The 21,151-nt window shown below is 38.0% G+C and carries 19 protein-coding genes; 17 read left to right on the top strand and 2 right to left on the bottom strand.

The window, feature by feature from the left end; genetic code table 11:
* Nucleotides 1–236 precede the first annotated feature (236 nt).
* The 3 genes from ACNQGS_RS08130 (at nt 237) to ACNQGS_RS08120 (ending at nt 1,165) form a co-directional block, all read left to right on the top strand.
* Nucleotides 237–494 carry a DUF4160 domain-containing protein gene (locus tag ACNQGS_RS08130; RefSeq protein ID WP_464565556.1) on the top strand — a complete coding sequence of 86 codons (258 nt, stop codon included), beginning with the start codon at nt 237–239 and terminating at the stop codon, nt 492–494.
* Between the two features lie 13 nt (nt 495–507).
* Complete coding sequence (locus ACNQGS_RS08125) at nt 508–801, top strand: DUF2442 domain-containing protein (protein ID WP_464565554.1); 294 nt, start codon at nt 508–510, stop codon at nt 799–801.
* 148 nt (nt 802–949) lie between these two features.
* Nucleotides 950–1,165: a hypothetical protein gene (locus ACNQGS_RS08120; protein WP_464565553.1), complete on the top strand. Its 216-nt coding sequence runs from the start codon at nt 950–952 to the stop codon at nt 1,163–1,165.
* A gap of 332 nt (nt 1,166–1,497) precedes the next feature.
* Here ACNQGS_RS08120 and ACNQGS_RS08115 read toward each other — a convergent pair whose 3' ends face one another.
* Complete coding sequence (locus tag ACNQGS_RS08115) at nt 1,498–2,001, bottom strand: sigma-70 family RNA polymerase sigma factor (RefSeq protein ID WP_464565551.1); 504 nt, start codon at nt 1,999–2,001, stop codon at nt 1,498–1,500.
* 759 nt (nt 2,002–2,760) lie between these two features.
* On the opposite strand from ACNQGS_RS08115, the gene ACNQGS_RS08110 reads away from it, so the two are divergent.
* The gene (locus ACNQGS_RS08110; RefSeq protein ID WP_491486891.1) at nt 2,761–4,086 is read left to right on the top strand and encodes a glycoside hydrolase family 18 protein; all 1,326 of its coding nucleotides are present in this window, start codon (nt 2,761–2,763) and stop codon (nt 4,084–4,086) included.
* A 239-nt stretch (nt 4,087–4,325) separates the two neighbouring features.
* On the opposite strand, the gene ACNQGS_RS08105 is transcribed toward ACNQGS_RS08110, so the two are convergent.
* Complete coding sequence (locus ACNQGS_RS08105) at nt 4,326–4,757, bottom strand: PaaI family thioesterase (RefSeq protein ID WP_491486890.1); 432 nt, start codon at nt 4,755–4,757, stop codon at nt 4,326–4,328.
* 304 nt (nt 4,758–5,061) lie between these two features.
* Here ACNQGS_RS08105 and ACNQGS_RS08100 point away from each other — a divergent pair, with 304 nt between their 5' ends.
* The 13 genes from ACNQGS_RS08100 to ACNQGS_RS08040 all read left to right on the top strand — a co-directional run bounded on the left by ACNQGS_RS08100 (nt 5,062) and on the right by ACNQGS_RS08040 (nt 21,023).
* Nucleotides 5,062–5,760, top strand: coding sequence for a hypothetical protein (locus ACNQGS_RS08100; protein ID WP_491486889.1), 699 nt, complete (start codon nt 5,062–5,064; stop codon nt 5,758–5,760).
* A gap of 3 nt (nt 5,761–5,763) precedes the next feature.
* The gene (locus ACNQGS_RS08095; protein ID WP_491486994.1) at nt 5,764–7,128 is read left to right on the top strand and encodes a 3'-5' exonuclease; all 1,365 of its coding nucleotides are present in this window, start codon (nt 5,764–5,766) and stop codon (nt 7,126–7,128) included.
* Nucleotides 7,129–7,146: 18 nt separating this feature from the next.
* Complete coding sequence (locus ACNQGS_RS08090; protein ID WP_491486888.1) at nt 7,147–7,374, top strand: ATP-binding domain-containing protein; 228 nt, start codon at nt 7,147–7,149, stop codon at nt 7,372–7,374.
* 122 nt (nt 7,375–7,496) lie between these two features.
* Nucleotides 7,497–8,147: a hypothetical protein gene (locus tag ACNQGS_RS08085; RefSeq protein ID WP_491486887.1), complete on the top strand. Its 651-nt coding sequence runs from the start codon at nt 7,497–7,499 to the stop codon at nt 8,145–8,147.
* 1,020 nt (nt 8,148–9,167) lie between these two features.
* Nucleotides 9,168–10,388, top strand: a complete 1,221-nt coding sequence (locus ACNQGS_RS08080; RefSeq protein WP_491486886.1) for an ABC transporter substrate-binding protein — start codon at nt 9,168–9,170, stop codon at nt 10,386–10,388.
* A 102-nt stretch (nt 10,389–10,490) separates the two neighbouring features.
* Nucleotides 10,491–11,378 (top strand): branched-chain amino acid ABC transporter permease, encoded by an 888-nt coding sequence (locus ACNQGS_RS08075; RefSeq protein WP_491486885.1) that lies wholly within the window; start codon nt 10,491–10,493, stop codon nt 11,376–11,378.
* On the top strand, nt 11,332–13,140 hold the full coding sequence (locus ACNQGS_RS08070) for a branched-chain amino acid ABC transporter ATP-binding protein/permease (protein WP_491486884.1): 1,809 nt from the start codon (nt 11,332–11,334) through the stop codon (nt 13,138–13,140). Before ACNQGS_RS08075 ends, ACNQGS_RS08070 begins: the two co-directional genes overlap by 47 nt.
* Nucleotides 13,141–13,143: 3 nt before the next feature.
* On the top strand, nt 13,144–13,851 hold the full coding sequence (locus ACNQGS_RS08065; protein ID WP_491486883.1) for an ABC transporter ATP-binding protein: 708 nt from the start codon (nt 13,144–13,146) through the stop codon (nt 13,849–13,851).
* Nucleotides 13,852–13,936: 85 nt separating this feature from the next.
* Nucleotides 13,937–14,797, top strand: a complete 861-nt coding sequence (locus tag ACNQGS_RS08060) for a helix-turn-helix domain-containing protein (protein ID WP_491486882.1) — start codon at nt 13,937–13,939, stop codon at nt 14,795–14,797.
* Between the two features lie 40 nt (nt 14,798–14,837).
* Nucleotides 14,838–16,067, top strand: coding sequence for a CaiB/BaiF CoA transferase family protein (locus tag ACNQGS_RS08055; protein ID WP_491486881.1), 1,230 nt, complete (start codon nt 14,838–14,840; stop codon nt 16,065–16,067).
* 52 nt (nt 16,068–16,119) lie between these two features.
* Nucleotides 16,120–16,845: a beta-ketoacyl-ACP reductase gene (locus ACNQGS_RS08050; protein ID WP_491486880.1), complete on the top strand. Its 726-nt coding sequence runs from the start codon at nt 16,120–16,122 to the stop codon at nt 16,843–16,845.
* A 496-nt stretch (nt 16,846–17,341) separates the two neighbouring features.
* Entirely contained in the window at nt 17,342–19,564 is a 2,223-nt protein-coding gene (locus ACNQGS_RS08045) for an McrB family protein (RefSeq protein WP_491486879.1), read from the top strand.
* The gene (locus tag ACNQGS_RS08040; RefSeq protein WP_491486878.1) at nt 19,539–21,023 is read left to right on the top strand and encodes a DUF2357 domain-containing protein; all 1,485 of its coding nucleotides are present in this window, start codon (nt 19,539–19,541) and stop codon (nt 21,021–21,023) included. Before ACNQGS_RS08045 ends, ACNQGS_RS08040 begins: the two co-directional genes overlap by 26 nt.
* Nucleotides 21,024–21,151 lie beyond the last annotated feature (128 nt).

The following is a 21,151-nucleotide window of genomic DNA, read 5'->3' as shown; positions in this document are numbered from 1 at the left end:
GCACTCTTCGTTGCTGCTATAAAATGGATTTATTTTCATAGATTTTAACTAATGGGGGATTAAAAATATGAAACTAATAACATATTCGTAGAGTAGAAGATATTGGCGAATAGAGTGCAAAATATTTATAGGGTATTGTTGCCGAGAGACCGAACGAGCAAGGTTATTTACGAATACGTTTTATAGAATTTGGTATATAATGTAAAGGTGGTGTATTTGGGTTGCCTACTATAAGCATGTTTGGTGGTATGAAGATAGCAGTATTTTATAACGACCATCTTCCCCCTCATTTTCATGTTGCATATAATGATTATATAACCAGAATTGAGATAAAAACTGGTGAATATTTAAAAGGGGACGAACCTTTACCTAGAAGTAAAGAAAAAGATATTTTGGAATGGTTAGATAAGTATCAAGGGCAAATTATGGACGCTTGGAATGACTGTCAGGCTAAACCTAAACGTCAGCCAAACAAGGTTCCGCCCCTATATTAGGAGGGATTTCTGCATGGTTTTAGTAAAAAACGTTACAGCTATTGATGGATTAGATGGCTGGTTACTAATTGACTTTAGTAATGGAAAGAAAAAGTTTGTTAATATGAACCCTCATATGGATGGCACAGCGGAAAAGCTTAAAGAGCCTGACTTTTTTAAGAAAGTCCATGTTCATCCTGATTTCAATACAGTTACTTGGCCCGGTGAAATTGATTTTGATCCCGACAGCCTTTATGTTGAGGGGGTTGAGGCACAAGATTTAATTAAACTTGTGAAGATTATTAAAGATGATATTATGCTTGCTTAGGTATTAGAAAAGTAACAACAATCTGTACACATGTTTCTTGTATAAAATGTGTAAATTGAGTAGCCCTTTAGGTATACTCAATTTTTTTAGAATATCTACATTAATTAAACAGGTAATAGAACCAGAGCGTGAAGTAGGAGAGAAGAAAATGAACGAATTGCAGGTATTTGGTGAACTACATAAATTTTTAAGTAGATTAGGTGAAATGAATTACACGCTTCCGACAAAAAGTTTATCGTTAGGATATACACCCCTACGTTTTGGAAGAAGATATTCTAAGTTTGCGACCTTATATGGTGAAAAGCGCTATAACTGTTTGATTCTACATGTTGACATAGGCAATCCAGAATATGAGAAGCTTTAAATTAAAAAAACATGAGGTTTTTATTCCATTTGAAATAATCGACACTAAAGAAAAATTAGAGCAATTAAAACATTTTGTAAGTAAACAATATACTATTTTTGTAAGCAGATGAATGAGGCAGAGGGACGGTTCTTTTGCTTCAATTTGTATCCCTTTATCAATTGGAAGGTTCGTTGATTTATAGATTGAAGCAGCTTTTAGATCATAGAACCGGCTTCATGCATCTAGGAGTACCTCGTGATTTAATATTATAATGAATGAAAAAAGACTGATTTTAAATTGGAAAATGATCAGTCTTTTTTAACAGAAACTACATATGAACAATTTTTATACTATTCATTAAAATTTTCTCTAAAAGTAACCGTGTTATCCATCAATCTCCTACGCGCTCCTTCCCGCCATTGCTTTACAGCCGATACCGTTACACTTTCCCGTTCGGCAATTTCCCTGACGGATAGGCCATTAATGAGAGTGTACTGAAGCCATTTCCCTTGATTCGGAGTTAGTATTTCCAAACAGGATAACAAGTTTTCTTTTTCGAAAGAGGGGTCTTGCCGGCAGTCAGATGCCACCTCCCAGAATTCCTCCTCCGGACAAAAACTTCTTTCCTGGACTTTTGCCATCTTATTGAGTTCCATAAGCAGCTTGCCTCTAATATATGAATAAGCATAGTTTGTAAAATTCCCTTTTTCCGGATTGAATCGTTGGCTGGCCTCCCATAAGGAAATGAGGCCAAGTTGGTAAAATTCCTCCAGGTCTGTGTATAGATGAAGAGAGTGGATGATCTTGTGAATCATTGGCTGATATTGTTCGACTAACTGTTCAAAGCTTTCCAACGCTAGGTCCTTTCAGGAAAGCGCGCTTATGCCTCTGTATTCCCGGGTATCTCTACCATAGCGGGAATTCCTAATTTCAGCGAATCCACTCATTTCTAATTTGGAGCGGAATTACCCCCTCAAAATGGCAAAATCTACTGTATTATTTCTAATTTGGAGCAGATTTTAAGAAGTTTCGACCAAAACTATATAAATTGAGATTGTGGAAGGTTCTCAAGGGGTATTTTTTGATCCATAAATAGAATCCTTACATGAGAAGCTATTACAATGAGGTGATTCATTCGAGATGTATACAAAAATTTTTGAGTTCCCTCCATTGGAAACGGAGAGAATTAAATTTCAAATTTTGTAGAAGAGGTTTTTAGGCATTTCACGGATATAAATGTAACGAAGTATATGGATATAGAACCTTGTAAGGATATAAAGGAAGCAGGAGAAATAATTTCGTATCATTTAAGAAAATCAGGTTGCCGATGGGGGATGTTACATAAAAGCAGCGAAAAGTCTAGGGTATAAGTGGTACTTATACCCCATATTAAATATTGTTAATTCTAAATCAACGTATATCTCAATTATAATTCAAATAGACAGAATAATAGAGAAATAGACAAAATCACATTTTATATTATTTATTTCAGATGGAAAGAGAATGAAACCGTGCTGACAAAGGTAAAAAAGAAAAAGTGTCATTTCAACACGATGGTAGAAGAAGAAATCATGATTAGAAAATAATTTATTATGAGGGAGGAATATGTAACGATGACAAAAATAAAGCAAAATGGTTTTAATCTTTCTGAGGCGGACATAAATGAAGATTTGCTAAAAGAATTATCAGAATTCCCACTTCTTGAAGCACTTTTTGGACGGCGTTCCCGCCGATTTTTTCTTGGAGCAGAAATACCTGACGGACCGCTTGCATATAAATCAAGACACGAACCAGTACCGCTAAATAATTTAGAAAAACTACTAATATTATTGGGGGTCAGTGGTGTAACGGGTTGGCATCATTCAGTTACTAGACATGAACGTTATAAACCGTATCTATCCAATTATTCTGGATCAGCGTCGGGCAGAACCCATCCATCTGCAGCGGGATTTCATACTTCTGAAGTATTTTTTACGGATGACACTGGTACCTACATTTTCCGTACCCGTGATTTTGCACCAGAAGTGGGACGCTCAGAAAATGGGAAACTTTCTACAAAAGAACTACTTCTATCACATCAAAAAAGAATTGAGAAATTATCTGACGATCGCCTGCATATTCCAAATTATGAGCCCTATATGGAGGGGCATAATTCCTGGGTGGCCAATAAGCCAGGTACCTTCTTAGTGTTTCCAGTTGGGGATTTAGCCCAGCATACACTTTTAAATTTATGCTTCTACGTTCAAAATGGACTAGTTATCTATGACGATATTAATAAACGGAAAATCCCAGGTTTAGAGAAATACAGAAATATTGTGGATGTCGATAATCCGGTTCCCCTTAGCTTCCTTGATCAATATTCGCTTGCTGAACTATCTGCAGAATTGGCCACAGCAACATACTCAGGAATGTTATTGCAGCAAGCAATTGGGCTCGGTGGCTGGATGTTTGATGGAATTGATCGCTTAACCGTTTTAGGAGCCAGTGGTAATCCGGATGTTCCCGGTCTTGGTTTCCGCTATGATACAGATGAACGTTGGGCAATACCTAACCCAACAGGACTTGAAGGAGTATTTACTTCGTATACACCTCCACATTATCCGACCATGAGAGATGCAGTTGAAGCGTTAGTGGAACGCAAATTTGGGAAGGACGGTCCATTTCATCCTGAAACGAAGGGAATTTGGAAGAATCCGTCGATTGTGCGCAGCAACGCACAAGTTCATGATGAAGATTTTAAAGAAATTATTGCCCTGCAGGCTCAATACATGTATGATACATTCGGGAAATTTCCGGCAACCGTGCCTTCTGTCTATTCATTAATGTACTTACAGTCGCATCATCTAGATTTGGAGTATTATGACAAACTATTTGACCCGCATTCTTACTTATCCACCCATGCTGAGCATTTGAAAAAGTGGCATGGCATAAAGCTGTAACCATTAAACAAGTATTGTTACTTTCTATAAAAAAAGCTATGCAATTAGATGCCTGATGACACTATGGCCATCAAGTTAAGCAAAATCATTCTATTTTTAACAAAAAGGAATTAGTCGTGATAGGCACCACCCAATTATTGGATGGTGCCTAAGATAATAATAAATGGTAGATTGAAGTAGTTATGTAGAGGAAGTATTAATAAAATAAAGTAGAGAACCATCCCCCTGGTCACCCTCGGTTACTTGTCGTATCGATAAAATGTGCCCGAGGTCGTGCACAATAACTCGCCTTCTTCATTGCGGACGTCCGCTTCCATGAATGAAATTTTATAGCCATCCTTCTTATAACGAGACGTTGCAATCAATTTTCCGGATTTCGTTGCTTTAAAAAAAGAGGTCTTCAATTCTAGCGATACATAAGGTACGTCCTTAAGCCGAAAGTTTAAATGACCCATCGCTGTGTCAGCGAGAAAGGTAAAGATGCCGCCGTGCACGATCCCAGCCGGGTTATACATAATGTCAGTTACCGGACACGTAATGGTACATGTTTTCGCCTTATCATCATAATCAAATTCAAACTGCAACATATTGAACATAAATATACTTTCCGGTTTGATGGCGCTTGTATCATAAGCCTGCTCCATATGTGCCATAAATTCTTGCTTGTTCACCGATAATTCCCCCATTGTTAAAATTTCTCCCTTTTAATAATATCATATTTTTCGGAATTCTTAGACTACATTACCGAATTAAGCTAAATTAGGTAATTCGTTTGTGATTGTAATAGTAAATATATTTTCTAGTTCACACTTTAAATGCTCCATACTCTCAAATTCCAGGAAAAATAATTAGTTTGGTAACCTAAAATAATAGTAAATTAACAATTTATTTACAATAGGATGATTTAATCTGCCAAATTATTTCGAAAAAATGGTAGAATAGTATTATTGCATAGTATTCCTGGAGGGATAATCCGTGAATGATAGGGAATTTCAACTAGAACAGCAAAATCTAACTGAAACAATAAAAAATATCGAAGACCGAACCTATTATGTTTGGGAATTAATAGAGAATAAGAAGCAGCAATTCAAAGAACACACCAATGCTATCGGCGATGAAATTGCTTATCGGAGTGGGAGGCAGGAAGCCGATCTCCTTGCAAAAGCAAATGAAGAACCGTACTTTGGAAGAATTGATCTTGATTCCGATGAATTTGGTAAGGAAACTTATTATATTGGTAAACAAGGAGTAAAAAATAAAAATGAAGAACTTGTTGTAGTGGACTGGAGAATGCCGCTGGCCTCCGTTTATTATAACTTTACTCCTGGCAAACCGATTCAAAAATATGTTGTTGAGGATGAACGAACCAACAAAAAAGAATCCTTTATTGTTGAGGTTTTAAAGAAAAGAGACTTTACCATTGAGAATCGCAAACTTAAAAAAATCATTCAGCAGGTAGCCTCTGCCAATAGTGATTTAAACAAAACGTTTACGGATAAGGGCGAACAGTTGAATGTTACCGATGATTTTTTAAGAGAGATTCTTGAAAAAAGCGAATCAACGGGATTTTTAAAAGAAATTATTGCCACGATTCAGCAGGAACAAAATATTGCGATCAGGCAGCCAATTGATAAAAATATCATCATCCAAGGTGTAGCCGGCTCAGGAAAGTAATCGATTGCTTTACACCGCTTATCTTTTCTTTTATTCAACAATAAAAAGGTAAAACCGGAAAATGTACTTATTGTTGGCCCGTCGAACATGTTTCTTAGTTCCTTCAAAGGGTTATTACCCGATTTGAATCTGGATGGGATAAAACAATCAACTTTCCAAGAATTGGCACTTCAGTTCTTAAACCCTTATATGAAAAACAAAAAGATTGCCAGTTATAGCGATTATTTTGAAAACGTTCTTTTTCAAGAGGGAATGGATAGGGAAAGAAAACGCATTGAATTCAAAGGGTCGGAAGCACTGTCGTTGATGATTGATATTTATATTCAGGAATATCAAAATAGGTACCAAGAGCGGTTTAGACCATTGCAACTCTTTGAAACTACTTTATTTTCCGAGGATCTTCAAAAAATATATTCTGGATATGCCTATTTGCCATTTGCTAAGCAGGTTACAAAGTTTATAGAGCATGTATGGAATATGTATAAAGACTTGCTGGATAAAAAAATTGACGAAATTAAGGATCAGTATGAGTTTATAACTGGAACCTATTTTCGTGATGCAGGATTAAGTGATCGAAATAAAGTGAGTTTAACTTCGCAAATGAAGGATATTTATACCTATAAAAAAGCTAAGCTTGAAGAGACATTCCATCACGCTATGGCGAATTGGAAAGAGAAAATGTCGATTCCAGATCCTGTGGCAATGTATAAATTAGTATTAAGTCATGATGTATTAAGGGCATTTTCCCATGAACTTGGAACTGAAATTCCTGAACTTTTCAGAAACCACTCATTAGAAAAAATCACTTATTTTGATTTGCCACCATTATTGTATATTTATCTTGCCATTTATGATGCGCCTGATAAATATGTTCATTTAGTTGTTGATGAAGCGCAGGATTTCAGTTACATTCATTATTTGGTTCTGAGACAGTTAACGAAGACAATGACAATATTAGGGGACAAAGACCAAAGTATCTTGCTTAATTATGGTCAAAACAACTGGAACCGCATAGAGGAATTAATTTTTAAGGACGAAGAGGATACGCTTTTGTCCATGAATAATAGCTACCGCTCAACAAAAGAAATTATTGATGTGGCCAACACTGTCTTGACTAATCAATTTGGTCTAATGCATGACCAGATAACTCCGATTAATCGTTCGGGCCCGGAGGTTGGTTTTGAGAATGTTCATAACGGCGAGGATCTTTTATTAAAGATTAAGGCAACTATTAAGGAGTGGAAGAAAAAATATAAACGGATTGCCATAATTCATAAAGACGAGAAAAAAGCTAAAAAGTTAGTGGACTATTTAACAACTGAAATCGGAAAAGGTGTCGTGTATATTAATCCTGAAGAAGATGTGTAGCCTGGCTTTGTGTCGGTTTTGGCTTCGTATAATAGTAAGGGAATGGAATTCGATGGTGTTATTTTAGTGAATGTCAATGAAGAGTCGTTCCCGAAAGATGACCTGCATGCTCGCTTATTATATGTCCTTCTAACAAGAGCCCAACAGGAAGTGAAAGGATTTTATCAAGATAAGCCTTCGGAATTGCTTAATGGTTATGTGAAACAGCTTGTAAAAGCGACATCTAAATTTGATGATATATTATAAAGACGAATAAGTGGTCTTTATATATATCAGGAACATTTATTTGTATATAAAATTGTCTACTTTTAAACTAGTGCTTGTCCTAATATGAATAGTGGGAAACGAAAGAAATGGGGGAAATTTATATGAAAGTAAAAATTATAGGACCAGCAGTTGCCCTGCTTTTAATCGCCGGTAGCTATAGTGTTAGTGCAGAATCTAACTCAAACAATGGAATTCCGGCACTATTAACCGAATTACAAACGACCGTCTCTAAATTGGTGAATGATGTTACAGAGCTTCTTCCGCTTAAAGACGATGTAAATTCCGTTAAAGACGAATTAGCCAGTGCAAACACAACCATTTCCGAACAGCAGAAGCAAATTGATTCACTGAAAATGGAAATTGCGGAATTGAAATCTTCTTCTTCTGGTACTGCAGAAACTATTACGCCAGAAGTAAAGGCGGCTCTTCTAAAAGCGGTTGCTAATAATATTGATCAATTTACTACCTACGTCACGTATCATGGCAGTCCCTCGGATTTTGATGTGGTTAAGATTAATGTAGTTAAATACGATATTAACGAAATCAACGGAAAAGAAGTATTACAAATTTATACCGAAGGCAATTATGAGTGGACTAATGCATCCCCTGGCCAGTCTGATGGAGCTGGTATGTACTTTGCTCGGAATTTAATTTTTAACTGTGACCCTATTTTCAAAACTTACGGGGTTAATTTACATTATGAGTTTTATCAAAATGGAGAAAAGATTATACCAAATGTCGCTCAAAAATAAAAGTAAATGTTTAGAAGTTTAGAGCCAAAAGACTAATATGGTTACTAAGCAATCGGACGGAATTAATTAAATCAATACTTTGTGATCAATTGAACCTAAGGGAGAATAACTCTGGTAAAGTTTAAAGGTAGTAATCTAAAGTTTTTATATAGTGGTATTCTGAGGGCCTTAATTGAGGCCCTTTTTGTTATTTCTGCATATTTTTTCAGAAAAATTTCATATAAATTAAACATTATTCTTATAAAATATCTAAGCTTCATTTCTTGAATTTTATTCAATATTAATAGAATTTGAGTTGAGGGAATTTGCTAATTTGGAATTAGAAATAAGAAACGTTGAGCTAACGAGGGCTATAAAACTTTAGAGTATATTTACACAAGTGTAATGATACTTTAGGTAGTTACGTGTACCCTTCCTTTTAAAAAATTAAGCCAATCCCTTAAAAAGTTGACATATTATATATCGCATGAATAGTGTGATATAAGTTAATTTATATCAATTATTCAATTGTGAATTTTGTAAATTTTGAGAAAATTCATTGACTATACGAATTTAATATGCTAATTTATGGTTAAATATCATAAGGATTTTTACAAACCCGGTAAACAATGCCAATCTTAGTTCGAATAATATAAGTAAATAAATTTTAAAAGTTGTTATATATTATTCGAATGGAAATAGGAGGTGTTAAGTTTAATGTAAGGGGTTACATATTCCGAACTTAGTATCAACAAAGCATTAGACAAGTATTTGATCGATGGGAATTTATTACATGCAGTTATCAAAAATGCTTTATAACTTTAGAAAGCTGTTTCCTAATTTAGCTAAAGAACCTTTTAAAACCTAGTAGATTTCTGAATGATATTGGATAAAAGATACACTGAAGAGTGGTTAATTGAAAAACATTAATGTTATTGTTGGCACTCTTAAATTTCCATTCTAAAAACCTATCATTTCTTATCGAAATACTCGAAAACGAAAAAAATGAAGCGATAATAATACGTTTAATGGGGGAGAAAGATGAAAAGAAAAAGCGCTGTTTCTTTGGGTTCAATTGTTCTGAGTTTGTCATTACTTTTTACTGGTTGCAGCAGTACCAATGATGATACGGCTAAAGAGGCCAGTGGTAAACCGAAAGAGATTGTAATTGGTAATATAGGAGCCATGACTGGTTCTAGTGCTACACTTGGGGTGGCGCAATCTCAGGGGGTCGATTTGGCGGTTAAGGAGATTAATGCAAATGGTGGTATCTTGGGTGCCAAAGTGAAAGTAGTTAAACGTGATGATGGGGCCGACCCAACTAAGTCGAAAACTTTTGTGGAGGAGTTGGTGGACAAAGAAAAGGTAGATTTTATGGTTGGTCCTACCAACTCTACACCTGCCGCTGCTTCAATGGCATTTCTTCAGCAAAACAAAATTATTTCCATACTTCCGATCGCAACTAGCACCCAACTGATTAATCCAAATAATCCTTATGCATTTAGACTGCTGCCGTCAAATGCTATACAGGCAAAGGCTATTGTGAAAATTGCCGTTGAAGAAAAAGCTAAAAAAATTGCACTGGTTGCTGATACTTCAGCACTTGGCACGGATGGTATGTCCGTTATGGAAGAAGCCATGAAAAGTCAGGGTGTAACCCCTGCAGTCAAAGTTACCTATAAAGCAGATGATGCAGACATGACACCTGTTGCTCAGAAGATCAAGGATGCTAAAGCAGACGTGGCATTATTCTGGACCTTGGGTGCTGATGGTGCAAAAATTGTTAGGGCCCTTGAACGGATTGACTACATTAATGATTTAGATATTATTGGCTATACAGGTTTAAACATGCCGAATTTCACTGAACTGGCTGGTCCTGGTGCTGATAAAGTGAAAACTGTTACTGCTGGTAGCTGGGCATTAGACACTGGTAAAGAAGAGTTAGCTCCAAAATATTGGAAGATGTACCAAAAGGTCGTTTCTGAATATGGCGAAAAAGACAAACGAGATACTAGTGCAGGCATGATTGCTCAAGCATACGATGCAGTGTATTTGCTGAAATGGGCCATCGAAAAAGCCGGTACAACTGATAGTGATAAAGTGAAAAAGGTTTTGGAAACGGATATAAAAGATTTTGATTCTGTATATGTAAATAAATATGCATTTTCAAAAGAATCTCACGAAGGATTTCCTGTTGCGGAATTGTTAAAGGTCAAAATAGGTGACATGGCTTACGGTGAAATCTTTAAAAAAGCGGATTAGTTCTGGTCATAAGTGTCGCTCACCTCGTGGTGCCGGCACTTATCAAGTAAATTGGGGAAAATTTTAATAAAACTATTCATCAAATTTGAAAGGAGACTATTGATGCAAGAAATAATCACTGCCCTTGCCAATGGAAGCATTTACGCATTAATGGCGCTTGCTATTGGCATAATTTATTCTACCACACAGATTATAAATTTTGCTCACGGTTCTGTCATTATGATAGGTGCCATGACAAGTTACTGGTTACTAAGTATTTTTCATATGAATTATATTACGGCTATTATTCTGGCTGTCATTATTAACATAGTCCTAAGTATAGTGATTTATAAAGTATCTGTAGAAAAATTAGGAGATCTAACCCAGAATTCAGGATGGATTGTCACTCTCTTTGGTGCAGGAATCATTTTAGACAATACGGCTCGAATGTTGTTCGGTACAGAGCCAAAGGCGTATCCTTTCCTTTTTGATGGAAAAGTTATTCCGATTTTTGGCACGAAGATTATGGTACATGAGATTATGATGATTCTTGTTGCGGTATTTATAGGTGCTGTTTATCAGATTGTGATGCAAAAAACTAACTTTGGCCGTGCTGTTAGAGCAGTTTCCTTTCGTCCAGATACCGCTCGGATTATGGGCATTAGGAGTAATCGCATTGTGTTGATGTGTTTTGCAATTTCAGGTGCTGTAGCAGCAATAAGTGGTGCTCTTATTGCGCCGATAACCTTCGCAAGCTATACAATGACCTACTCAGTAGGTATTAAAGCCTTTGCAGCGGCATTGATTGGCGGGCTAGGAAACACCAGGGGTGCATTCATTGGAGGGCTTTTACTAGGGCTGATAGAGGAAATTGCAAATATGATTGTTCCAGGCGGATTCGTAGATTCTATCAGTTTTTTAATTATGATAATAGTTATTATAGTTTTACCGGGGGGGATATTAAGTGCCAAACTCTTTAATAAAGGCGAACTCAATGCAGAAAAAATATAGTCGTATTTTTAAAATGGTTTGTGCAGCCGCATTACTTATCAGTTTTATTCTCCCTCTATTTGCTGGTGACTATTATATGCGGCTTATATCATTAATCTTTATCTATATTATTCTTGCAGTAGGGTATAACATTTCAGCGGGTTTTAGCGGAATTACCTCGTTCGCTTTTGCCGCTCATTACGGTGTAGGTGCATATGTTTCCGCAGTAGCGATTACCCGTTATAATATGCCGTTCCTTGTAGGATTACTTGCAGGTGCCATAGCATCAGGTTTAGTGGGCTTAGTAGTTTCACTTCCAGCTTCTAAAGTCAAGCACCATTACTTGGCCCTTATTAGTATCGGACTATTAGAAATAGTGCAGCAAATACTGAATGAATGGCAATGGTTTACTGGCGGGTCCGGGGGAATGTACATACCTTCCTGGGACATTTTTAGCATTAGTTTGAATAACTTTCAGAAATATTATGTCATTTTCATTATTATGTTGTTCTGTGTAGTTTTACAGAGGAATCTGATGAAAAGCCGGTGGGGCAGAGACTTAATAGCAATCAAAAATAATGAAATTGCAGCTGCGGGGGTAGGTATTAATTATGGCAAGTATAGGATAGCTGGTTATTTTCTAAGTTCAATACTTGCTGGTCTGGCGGGCAGTGTTTATGCCAGCTTTAGCGGTTATTTGAGCCCTGATACCTTCAATTTTGAATTTACAGTATTCATACTGTTGATGGCGGTTGTTGGAGGTGAGGGTACTCTTAGTGGTCCAATCATCGGGGCGGTTTTTGTCACATTTATACCTATGCTATTTAATGCTGCTCCTGACTTAAAGCAAATTGTATTCGGTGCGCTCCTGGTCATCTTGCCGCAGGTAATGCCAGCTGGTATTGCAGGAACTATTAAGAAGTATTTTAAGGAAATCGATAATAACAAATATATAATGGAAAAAACTGAGGTCAATGAGTTTGACATTGAACGTAATGTTATTAAGAATAATTCGGAAATGGAAGACATTCTGGTTGTTAAGGGTCTTACAAAGAGATTTGGGGGAGTAACGGCTGTAGACGGTTTAGATATGACCATTAAAAGAGGAACGGTTCACTCACTAATAGGTCCCAACGGTGCTGGTAAGAGTACTACAGTAAATATGATTACCGGGATAGACAAACCTTCAGAAGGCTCCATCATTTTCAATGGGAAAGAAATTACCGGTGACAAATTTTTTAATCTAACGAAGAAGGGTCTTTCACGGACGTATCAGCATGTTAGGCTCTTTAACAATCTGTCAGTAGTTGAAAATGTTGCAATGGGGGGACGTTTGTTTTATAGCTATTCGATTGTCGACTCTATTTTCCGGACTCGAAAAATGAAGATGGAAGAACGAAAATCATTTCAAGAAGCGATGGAATATTTAAAGATAATTAATCTTAACGACAAAGCAAATTATGATCCGGAAAGCCTTTCTGCAGGTCAGCAAAAGTTATTGGAACTTGCTCGAGCCCTTTATATGAAACCAGATCTTTTAGTATTGGATGAACCATGCGCTGGTCTTTCCGAAACGGAAACGATGGAATTTGCAAAGATAATTCATAAAATCCGTAATGCCGGTATTTCGATTTTGATGATTGAGCATCATATGGACCTTGTGATGGAAATTTCCGATTACATTACAGTAATCGATTACGGTAAAAAAATTGCTGAGGGCGACCCTGCCAGCGTAAATACTAATCCTGTTGTAAAAACAGCATATCTGGGCGAGGGGGCATAATCTATGTTACAAGTAGAAAACTTAACGATTGGTTATGGAAAGACTGAAGTAGTACACAATATATCTTTTCATGTGAAAAAGGGAGAGATTATTACCATTTTGGGTGCAAACGGTGCAGGAAAAAGTACGATCCTCAACACCATTGTTGGTCTGCATCAAGCAAAACAAGGGAGCATTCGTTTTCAGGATAAGGAAATATCTAAAAATCGGCCTGATCAACTGGTTCGGAGAGGGATTCGGTTAGTGCCGGAGGGGAGGCAGATATTCCCTCAACATTCTGTTCTGGAAAATATTCTTTTAGGCGCGTACATTGAAAAGAATGCTAAGAAAGTCCAGACACGACTGCAATCTATATTTGAAAGTTTTCCACGGCTCGAGGAGAGAAAAAATCAGATGGGAGGAACTCTTTCCGGAGGCGAGCAGCAAATGCTGGCTATTGCACGAGCCTTAATGACGGACCCCTCATTGTTAATTCTTGATGAGCCTTCACTTGGGCTAGCTCCAATCATTGTAGGAGAAGTCTTTGATCTTTTAAAGGAAATTAGTTCTTCAGGTGTCACAGTGCTATTAGTAGAGCAGATGGCAAATAGTGCCTTAAAAATTTCCGATCGCGCCTACGTCCTAGAAACCGGCCGGATTGTTCTTGAGGGCAGAGGAGAAGAAATAAGGAATAACTCAGATATTGCAAAAGCATATTTGGGAAATGTTTAAATGTTCAGAGCATTTACAATATAAACCTGAATTAATATAATGAACACACAAAATATAAAAATTTACCCCAAAGGTGATTACGTAAATGACTCTTAATATGTTAAATATACTTTGGCTTGCTAAAAGTGAATATCCAGCAGGCAGCAGTCTTACTCCTCATAAACATGATTACTATCAAATTTACTATGTTATTAGTGGAGAAGGAGATTTTATTGTAGGGAATGAATCCGTGAAAATGGGTCGGGGGATGTATCTTTTTACAAGACCCAATGATATCCATGGCATTTCCAGCACACGCGATGTAGATGGAAAACCGCTGCGAATGTTGGAAGTAAAGTATGTTGTGTTTGATAACGAGCTTGAAGAAAGTCTAAACCAGATTCCGATTGTGTGCCAGGGAACAGATAATATTGAAGAAATGCTGGCGCTAGTCTTTAAAGAAGGAATTGATACACTTCCTTGGTATTTAGAAATAGCGACGCATACATTCATTGCCGTGCTATACTACATGATTCGATTTCAAAGAATTGAGTTATCGGCAAATCCCAAAAAGTCTAAAGTCGTAGATCAAATTAAAGAGAATATTCAAGAAAATTATAGAAATGAAATTTCTTTGGACCATTTAGCAAAGTTTGTTGGTCATAGCAAAAATTATATTTGTAAAACATTTAAAGAAAATACTGGTATGACCATCAATCTATATCTCAATAAAGTGCGAATTGATAAAGCTGCGGAGTTACTGCTTAACACCGATTACGATGTAGCAGAGATTGGTAGAGATGTAGGATACAATAATATTTTTCATTTCATCAAGACGTTTAAAAAAATTGTCGGTACTTCACCAGGGAACTTCCGTAAAAATGAACTCACTGGCAATGCACTCGTGAGTTCTAAAGTAAAGGCGATTGCAACGATTCCAACTCAACAGACAAGGCATGATATATAGCGATTATGAAAGAATATTTTTAATAAATGAGGTGAAATTTATGACTGTTCTATCTGGAGTAAGAGTTTTGGATTTAACCCATTATATTGCTGGACCTTATTGCAGCCAAATGCTTGCTGATTACGGTGCTGATGTCATAAAGATTGAACGACTGGAAGGGGAGGTTGGAAGAACATCTTCCCCGATGCATGATGATGTCAGTTTGTATTTTGCCTCAGAGAATCGGAATAAAAGAGGGCTATCATTAGATTTGAAAAGTGCGAAGGGTAAAGAGATTCTTCACCGCTTAGTAGAAACGTCAGACGTTTTAGTTACCAATTATGGTTCCAATGTGCCCGAAAAATTAGGTTTTAGCTATGAAACTATTTCCGCTATAAACCCGAAAATTAGCATGGTACATATTACTGGATTCGGAGCAACCGGCCCTTATCGGGAATACGGAGCATATGATGGTGTCATTCAGTCAATGAGCGGGTTAGCAGAATTAACTGGACATCCAGATGGTCCGCCAACCTATGTTGGAACCTTTATTGCCGACCATATTTCTGGTTTGCAAGCAACTTTAGGGACCATGTTAGCCTTGTTTCATAAAGAAAAAACTGGACAAGGCCGCTTCGTGGATATTAGCATGCTGGATGGTTTGGTTTCTTTATTAGGCTTTAGCATCGCGGAAGCCAAGTTGCATGGCATCAATAAACAAAGGTGGGGAATGAGTGATCGTTTTCAATATTCGAAAGCATTCCCAACAAAAGATGGGTATGTATTTATGTCCTATCTAAATGTACCTGAAAAAAAGTGGATAGAATTTGCTAAACTAATTGGCAAAAGTGATTGGAGCCAAAGTAATTCAACATTCTTCATGGAAGAAGAAAGAACTAAAAATAGAGAAATATTGGATCAAACTATTGCTGAGTGGACCATTCAACATACAAAAGAAGAAGCTTTTCAACTTTTACAAGAAAAGGGTATTGCCAGCAGTCCCGTCAATAATGTAGAGGAAGTCATCAATAATCCTCAAATACAGCATAGAGAAATGATTCGAACTTTAACGATGGGAGATGTTGAAGTTCCGGTTCCCGGTGCTGCGATCAAGATTTCAGGGAAACCCGTACAAGAGTTTACCGTTCCTCCAGCTTTAGGTGAACATTCAGAGGAAATTTTAGCGCAGTTGGGTTTTTCCGAGAAAGAAATAGAAGATTTTATCGCAAACAATATAATAGGATTTGAAACAAATAATAATAGTCTTAGGGAACTGAATTTAAAATCATAAAATTAATCAGTAGGATATTCGGATTGTTTTGGGAGAATGAGAGGGGGAAATTATGAAACTTGAAGGAAAAGTTGCTATTATAACTGGTGGCGCTGGCGGCCTTGGAAAAGAAACTAGTTTGTTATTTGCTAGTGAAGGTGCACATGTTATTGTGGCTGACTATAATAAAAGTTTAGCGGAAGCAACAGCAAAAGAGATTGATGGTATTGGATTGGGTGTAGATGTTTCAATACGTGCTCAAGTGGATAGGATGGTCAATGAGGTTATCGAACAATTTGGGAAAATTGATATTTTAATAAATAATGCTGGTATTACAATGGACTCTACTCTTGTAAAAATGACTCAGGAGCAATGGGATCAGGTTATATCCATTAATCAAACTGGTGTTTTTCACTGTACGCAAGCTGTTGTACCTCATATGATTAAAGAGGGCTATGGTAGAATTATCAATACTAGTAGTATAGTAGGAAGAATGGGTAATTTTGGTCAAACTAATTATGCTGCAACGAAAGCAGCTGTTATTGCGATGACTCAAACTTGGGCAAAAGAGCTTGGTCGGAAAGGAATTAATGTAAATGCTGTTGCTCCAGGCTTTATCATGACCCCAATGACAGAAAAAATGCCCGAAAAAGTTCTTAACGGAATGAAAGAGAAAGTATCACTTCAACGGCTAGGTACACCAAGAGATATTGCCAATACTTATTTATTCTTGGCAAGCGATGATTCAAGCTATATCAATGGAGCTGTTATCCCGGTAGACGGAGGTCTTTCTATATAATAAGCACCATAAGAATGAATGAGATTACTTTAGGAGTTGGAACTTGATATAAGTAAGGCCGTTTGAGAGAAGAACCAAAACGTGACATTAATTCCGGATAGATGCTATAGATTAACTGAAGCACTTTTAATAACAGGAGACTAACCGCAAAAAGTTGTTGAAATACTGCTCTTAAGGGGGCAGTTTTTTTAATGTATTTTTGGATAGGTTTTCTACACACATGTCGGGGTTACCCTTTTAATCTTGGCCTATTTTTATTATTTCTTGGAAATGGAATCACATTTATAACGAGGTACTTGCCCTAAATTTTTTTTCTGTAACCAAAATTTTAGTTTTACCAAATTTGGTAGATGTAATTTTCCTAATTCTGCTAGAATATAAATAAATCTTAATTATTTCAAATGCGCTCTTTTAAAGAGCCTCGACACCTGCCATAAAGGCCGGAACAAGTTTAAGATTGCTATCAATGAATTATTTTAAGCGGGTGAAACTAATAATGCTAAACCTTACATATTTTCAATCAATATTTAACGAAGACAACACAGAAATTCGCTGCCGGAAGGTGCTGGATGAAATTTCACCGGTTGTAAAACCAATCTTTCAACAATTTGTTGAAAGAATCGGGATACAAATCGGAAATGAATACATAATCAGAAGCTATGATACGACACTTACTACTACCTATCATGATGCCCGTAATCCAACGTATGCTGAGAAGAAAAAGGAATCTGATATTGGCCGGAAACATTATATTAAACTGAATCGGAAAGTGGATGACAAGGAGTATAATTTCCTCACCCTTGAACTTGATGGGATCAGTAGAATGTTGATGATTCATTCTGAACTGAATTTCATCCCGTTTTGGGCATGGGTTCGGAACGATCAAATTCATGGTGTCCTGGAGGCGATTCCGTCCGACTATTCTATTTTTACGGGCTGGAAGGAAAAGTCGGTGATCCCAAAAGAGGAGTTTGTTCCGTTTGTCAAAAGCTGTATTAAACCACGGAAACGGCCTAACTTTGAAATTGGAACAAGCCTGCCGTTGGAAGGGAACATGGAAGAGGAATCCCTGATTGCCGAGCTTGTGTCCGTTTGGGAAAAGCTTGGCCCATTTCGGAGTTTTTATAACGAAGAAATTGATGTTTCAACTCGAGCATATGATTCCCTGATGCTCCTGGCCGCTACCCGAAACATTAAGGAAACACAGTTGCTTGGCCGTTCCTATTCAGTCGACATAGGGCCCTTGGAAGATCAAAAACAGGGAAAACGACAGCCTTTTAATATCTATGATGGGGAGCAAATGCTGACAAAGGGGTATCTCAGCTACCTTGACTATAGTGATAAAGATTCGCCATATCAGACGATTATCGTGCAACTGGAAGGTCATAATCATATTTTCACTAGCGCCAGAGCCATAATTGGGGACGGCACGATAGAGTGGTGGATTACCAAGTCATTCGCGGGACAGAACCAGGAGAACGCGAAGGTAATGGCCAACGCGATGCGATTGTTAGGTGAGCATCATATTCAGGTAAAAGGAAGTTCCTATTGTGTCGGAAGCTTCAATAATGAGACGCAGTCCTTTGTGGAAGGGGCTGAAGCGGTCAAGAAAACGTTTATCGATGCTGGCCTCCTCTTTGCTCATGTTAAAGGGAAGCTGGAATTGCGGTCTGATTCTCCAACTGTCGGAATAGGTGAAGAGGACGAGCCTGAAATAGAACAAGGATTGGAACCGAACTTTATGTTCAGTGAAATCATCAACATGATTTCCAACAGCCAATTTACGTTTTCCCATGACATTATTCGTGACTTACATTTGAATCTGACCGCTTTGGATGATAAGCATTTTGTGCTGTTAAGCGGGATTTCCGGGACAGGGAAAACCCAGCTTTGCCGCTTATATGCTAATTCCGTTTACGGATTGGAATATGAGAGTGAGAATCCGTATTTTACCATCATCCCGGTACGGCCCGACTGGACGGATGCGACTGCTCTGTTCGGTTATTATAGTTCCTTTGAAAAACGCTATGTCAAAACGGAGTTCCTCCAGGTTCTCCTGAATGCGTTAAAAGAACGGGATAAGCCGCATTTCATTTTACTCGATGAAATGAACTTGGCCCGGGTGGAGTATTATCTGAGTGATTACCTAAGTGCAGTAGAATCCCGCAAGGAAATTCCGTTGCATCAGGATGATCAAATTACCGATATTCCGAAAAAACTGGTGATTCCACCGAATGTCTATGTTTTGGGAACTATTAATGTAGATGAAACTACCCATTCCATCTCCGATAAAGTCTTAGACCGTGCCTTTGTCATGACGTTATCCGATGTTGACTTTGATTCGTATTGGGAAAGGGTCGACCAAGATCTGAAAGCTGGACTTACGAACGAGTTTACGATTTTACGGGAATTGCATCGCACGTTATCTGTTTATGAGTTGCATTTTGGTTATCGCTCCATGGGGGAAATGCTGCAAAAGCTATATGCCAATCACCAGCTCCCTGAAGAGTATCAACTGGATTCGATGGAGGCATTGGATCGGGTGATCTCTGAAAAGGTATTAACTAAAGTCCGGGGGGATGAGCGGATTTCTGATATGCTGGCGAAGTTGGAGGAATGGCTGACCATGAATATTGGTGCTGCTTCTATCTCACTTCAGAACGTGAAACGGATGAAAGAGGAGTTAGAGTATTATGGTGCAACCCAATTCTGGCGCTAATCTTCTTGAGCTTTTTGATAAGCAGCAAGGCTGGGTTCCGTTTTTGGATGCGTATCTTAGGGAAGCGACCGAATATAAGCTGCGTTTTAACGGTACTCAAATGGATGTGAGGTTTCAGGGTATTCCGGTACCATTTTTTCAAAAAGAGGGAAAAGGTTATGCCACGTTCATGACGCCTTTTCAATCTGGCTCCGTTCGGGTTTTTATAAACGGTCAAGAATTTGAGACCTTTGTTTCTCCGGATGATCGGAAACTGACGGAAGATCAGTTCAACCTGATGCTGGAAGAAATCCTGTCGGAGGCGAATAGCTGCTTCCAGCTCAGTGGGTTGACGACCCATGTCAATGCATCTGGCCGAAACCGTGATATCACTTGGACACAATGGAGTTATTTGGATCGATCCTTTCATCAGTTGAAGCACATCTTTTCAAAAATTGAAAAGCAGCCGCTTCGCCGTTTGGACAAGTATACGATGATGATGAAACGGGAAAAGGTCCAGCATTCGGAACAGGTTACGTTAAGGTGGTTGGATCAGCAGGGGCACGGCGACGAGATTCCAAGTACGGTACAAAATGTGAAGACATTAGAAACGAGAAATCTATACGAAAATCAAGTGCTAAAGCAGCAGTTGCAGGATTTGTATCGGCTCCTCCGCAAGTACGAAGTGGTTGAACATGATGAGGTTGCGGGCAAAGCGTTGAGATATAAAGGGATTGTCAAGCGTTGGTTAAACAGTGCGTTTATGAATGAAGTCACAGCAAATAAAGGTCCTTATACGATTACGCAAAAATTTCGTAAGCATCCCGTCTACCGTCTTTGGTATCAATGGTTTGACCAGCTTTATAAGCATAACCGTGAGGGCATCGGCTTTGATTACCCGATTTCATTAAAAGACACCTTTCAATTGTATGAAATGTGGTGCTTTATGAAGGTAGTCAGGATTCTGAGGGAAGCGGATCTTGTGCGTGATACGGGTGGATTGTACCGGATGACGAAGGATGGCATTTTTCTGAATCTGGCCGAGAACAAGGAAAGCAAAATTCAGTTGCGAGGCGGTGTGGGCCTGTACTACCAACGGGCTTATCAGTTCAACTCCCCAACTTTCCATACGTATACGCAAAAGATGATTCCGGATATTGTCCTAGAAGGGGAGAACGGCCTGATTGTGTTTGATCCGAAATATCGGGTTCCGGACAATCTGGGTACGGCACTGGGTGAAATGCATAAATATCGCGATGGCATTCTTAAACGGGACACCGGTGAGCGAGGTGTTCAGGAGGTCTATATCCTGACACCGACAACGGATGAGGTGGCCGAGGAGATGAGGTATTTTCAATTGGGATTCCACGAGCAGTTTGGTTTAGGTGCGATTAGGGTGAAGCCCGGGGTTGAGGATGAATATTTGCGTTCGAAGATTGTCGAGAGTGTTAGGCAGTTGTCTAAGTTGAATATTAAATAAGAAAAATTTGAAATATCAGTGGAATTGAAATGGAACGTTTCATTCATGTTTGCGATTGGTTTTTCCGGTTTAATCGTAATCATTCTGTCAGTTAACCAAAAAAATAATCCACCCTTGAGTTGACGGCT

Source organism: Neobacillus sp. PVCKKU3 (genome assembly GCF_058323225.1).
This window is presented reverse-complemented; position numbering and strand designations above follow the sequence as displayed.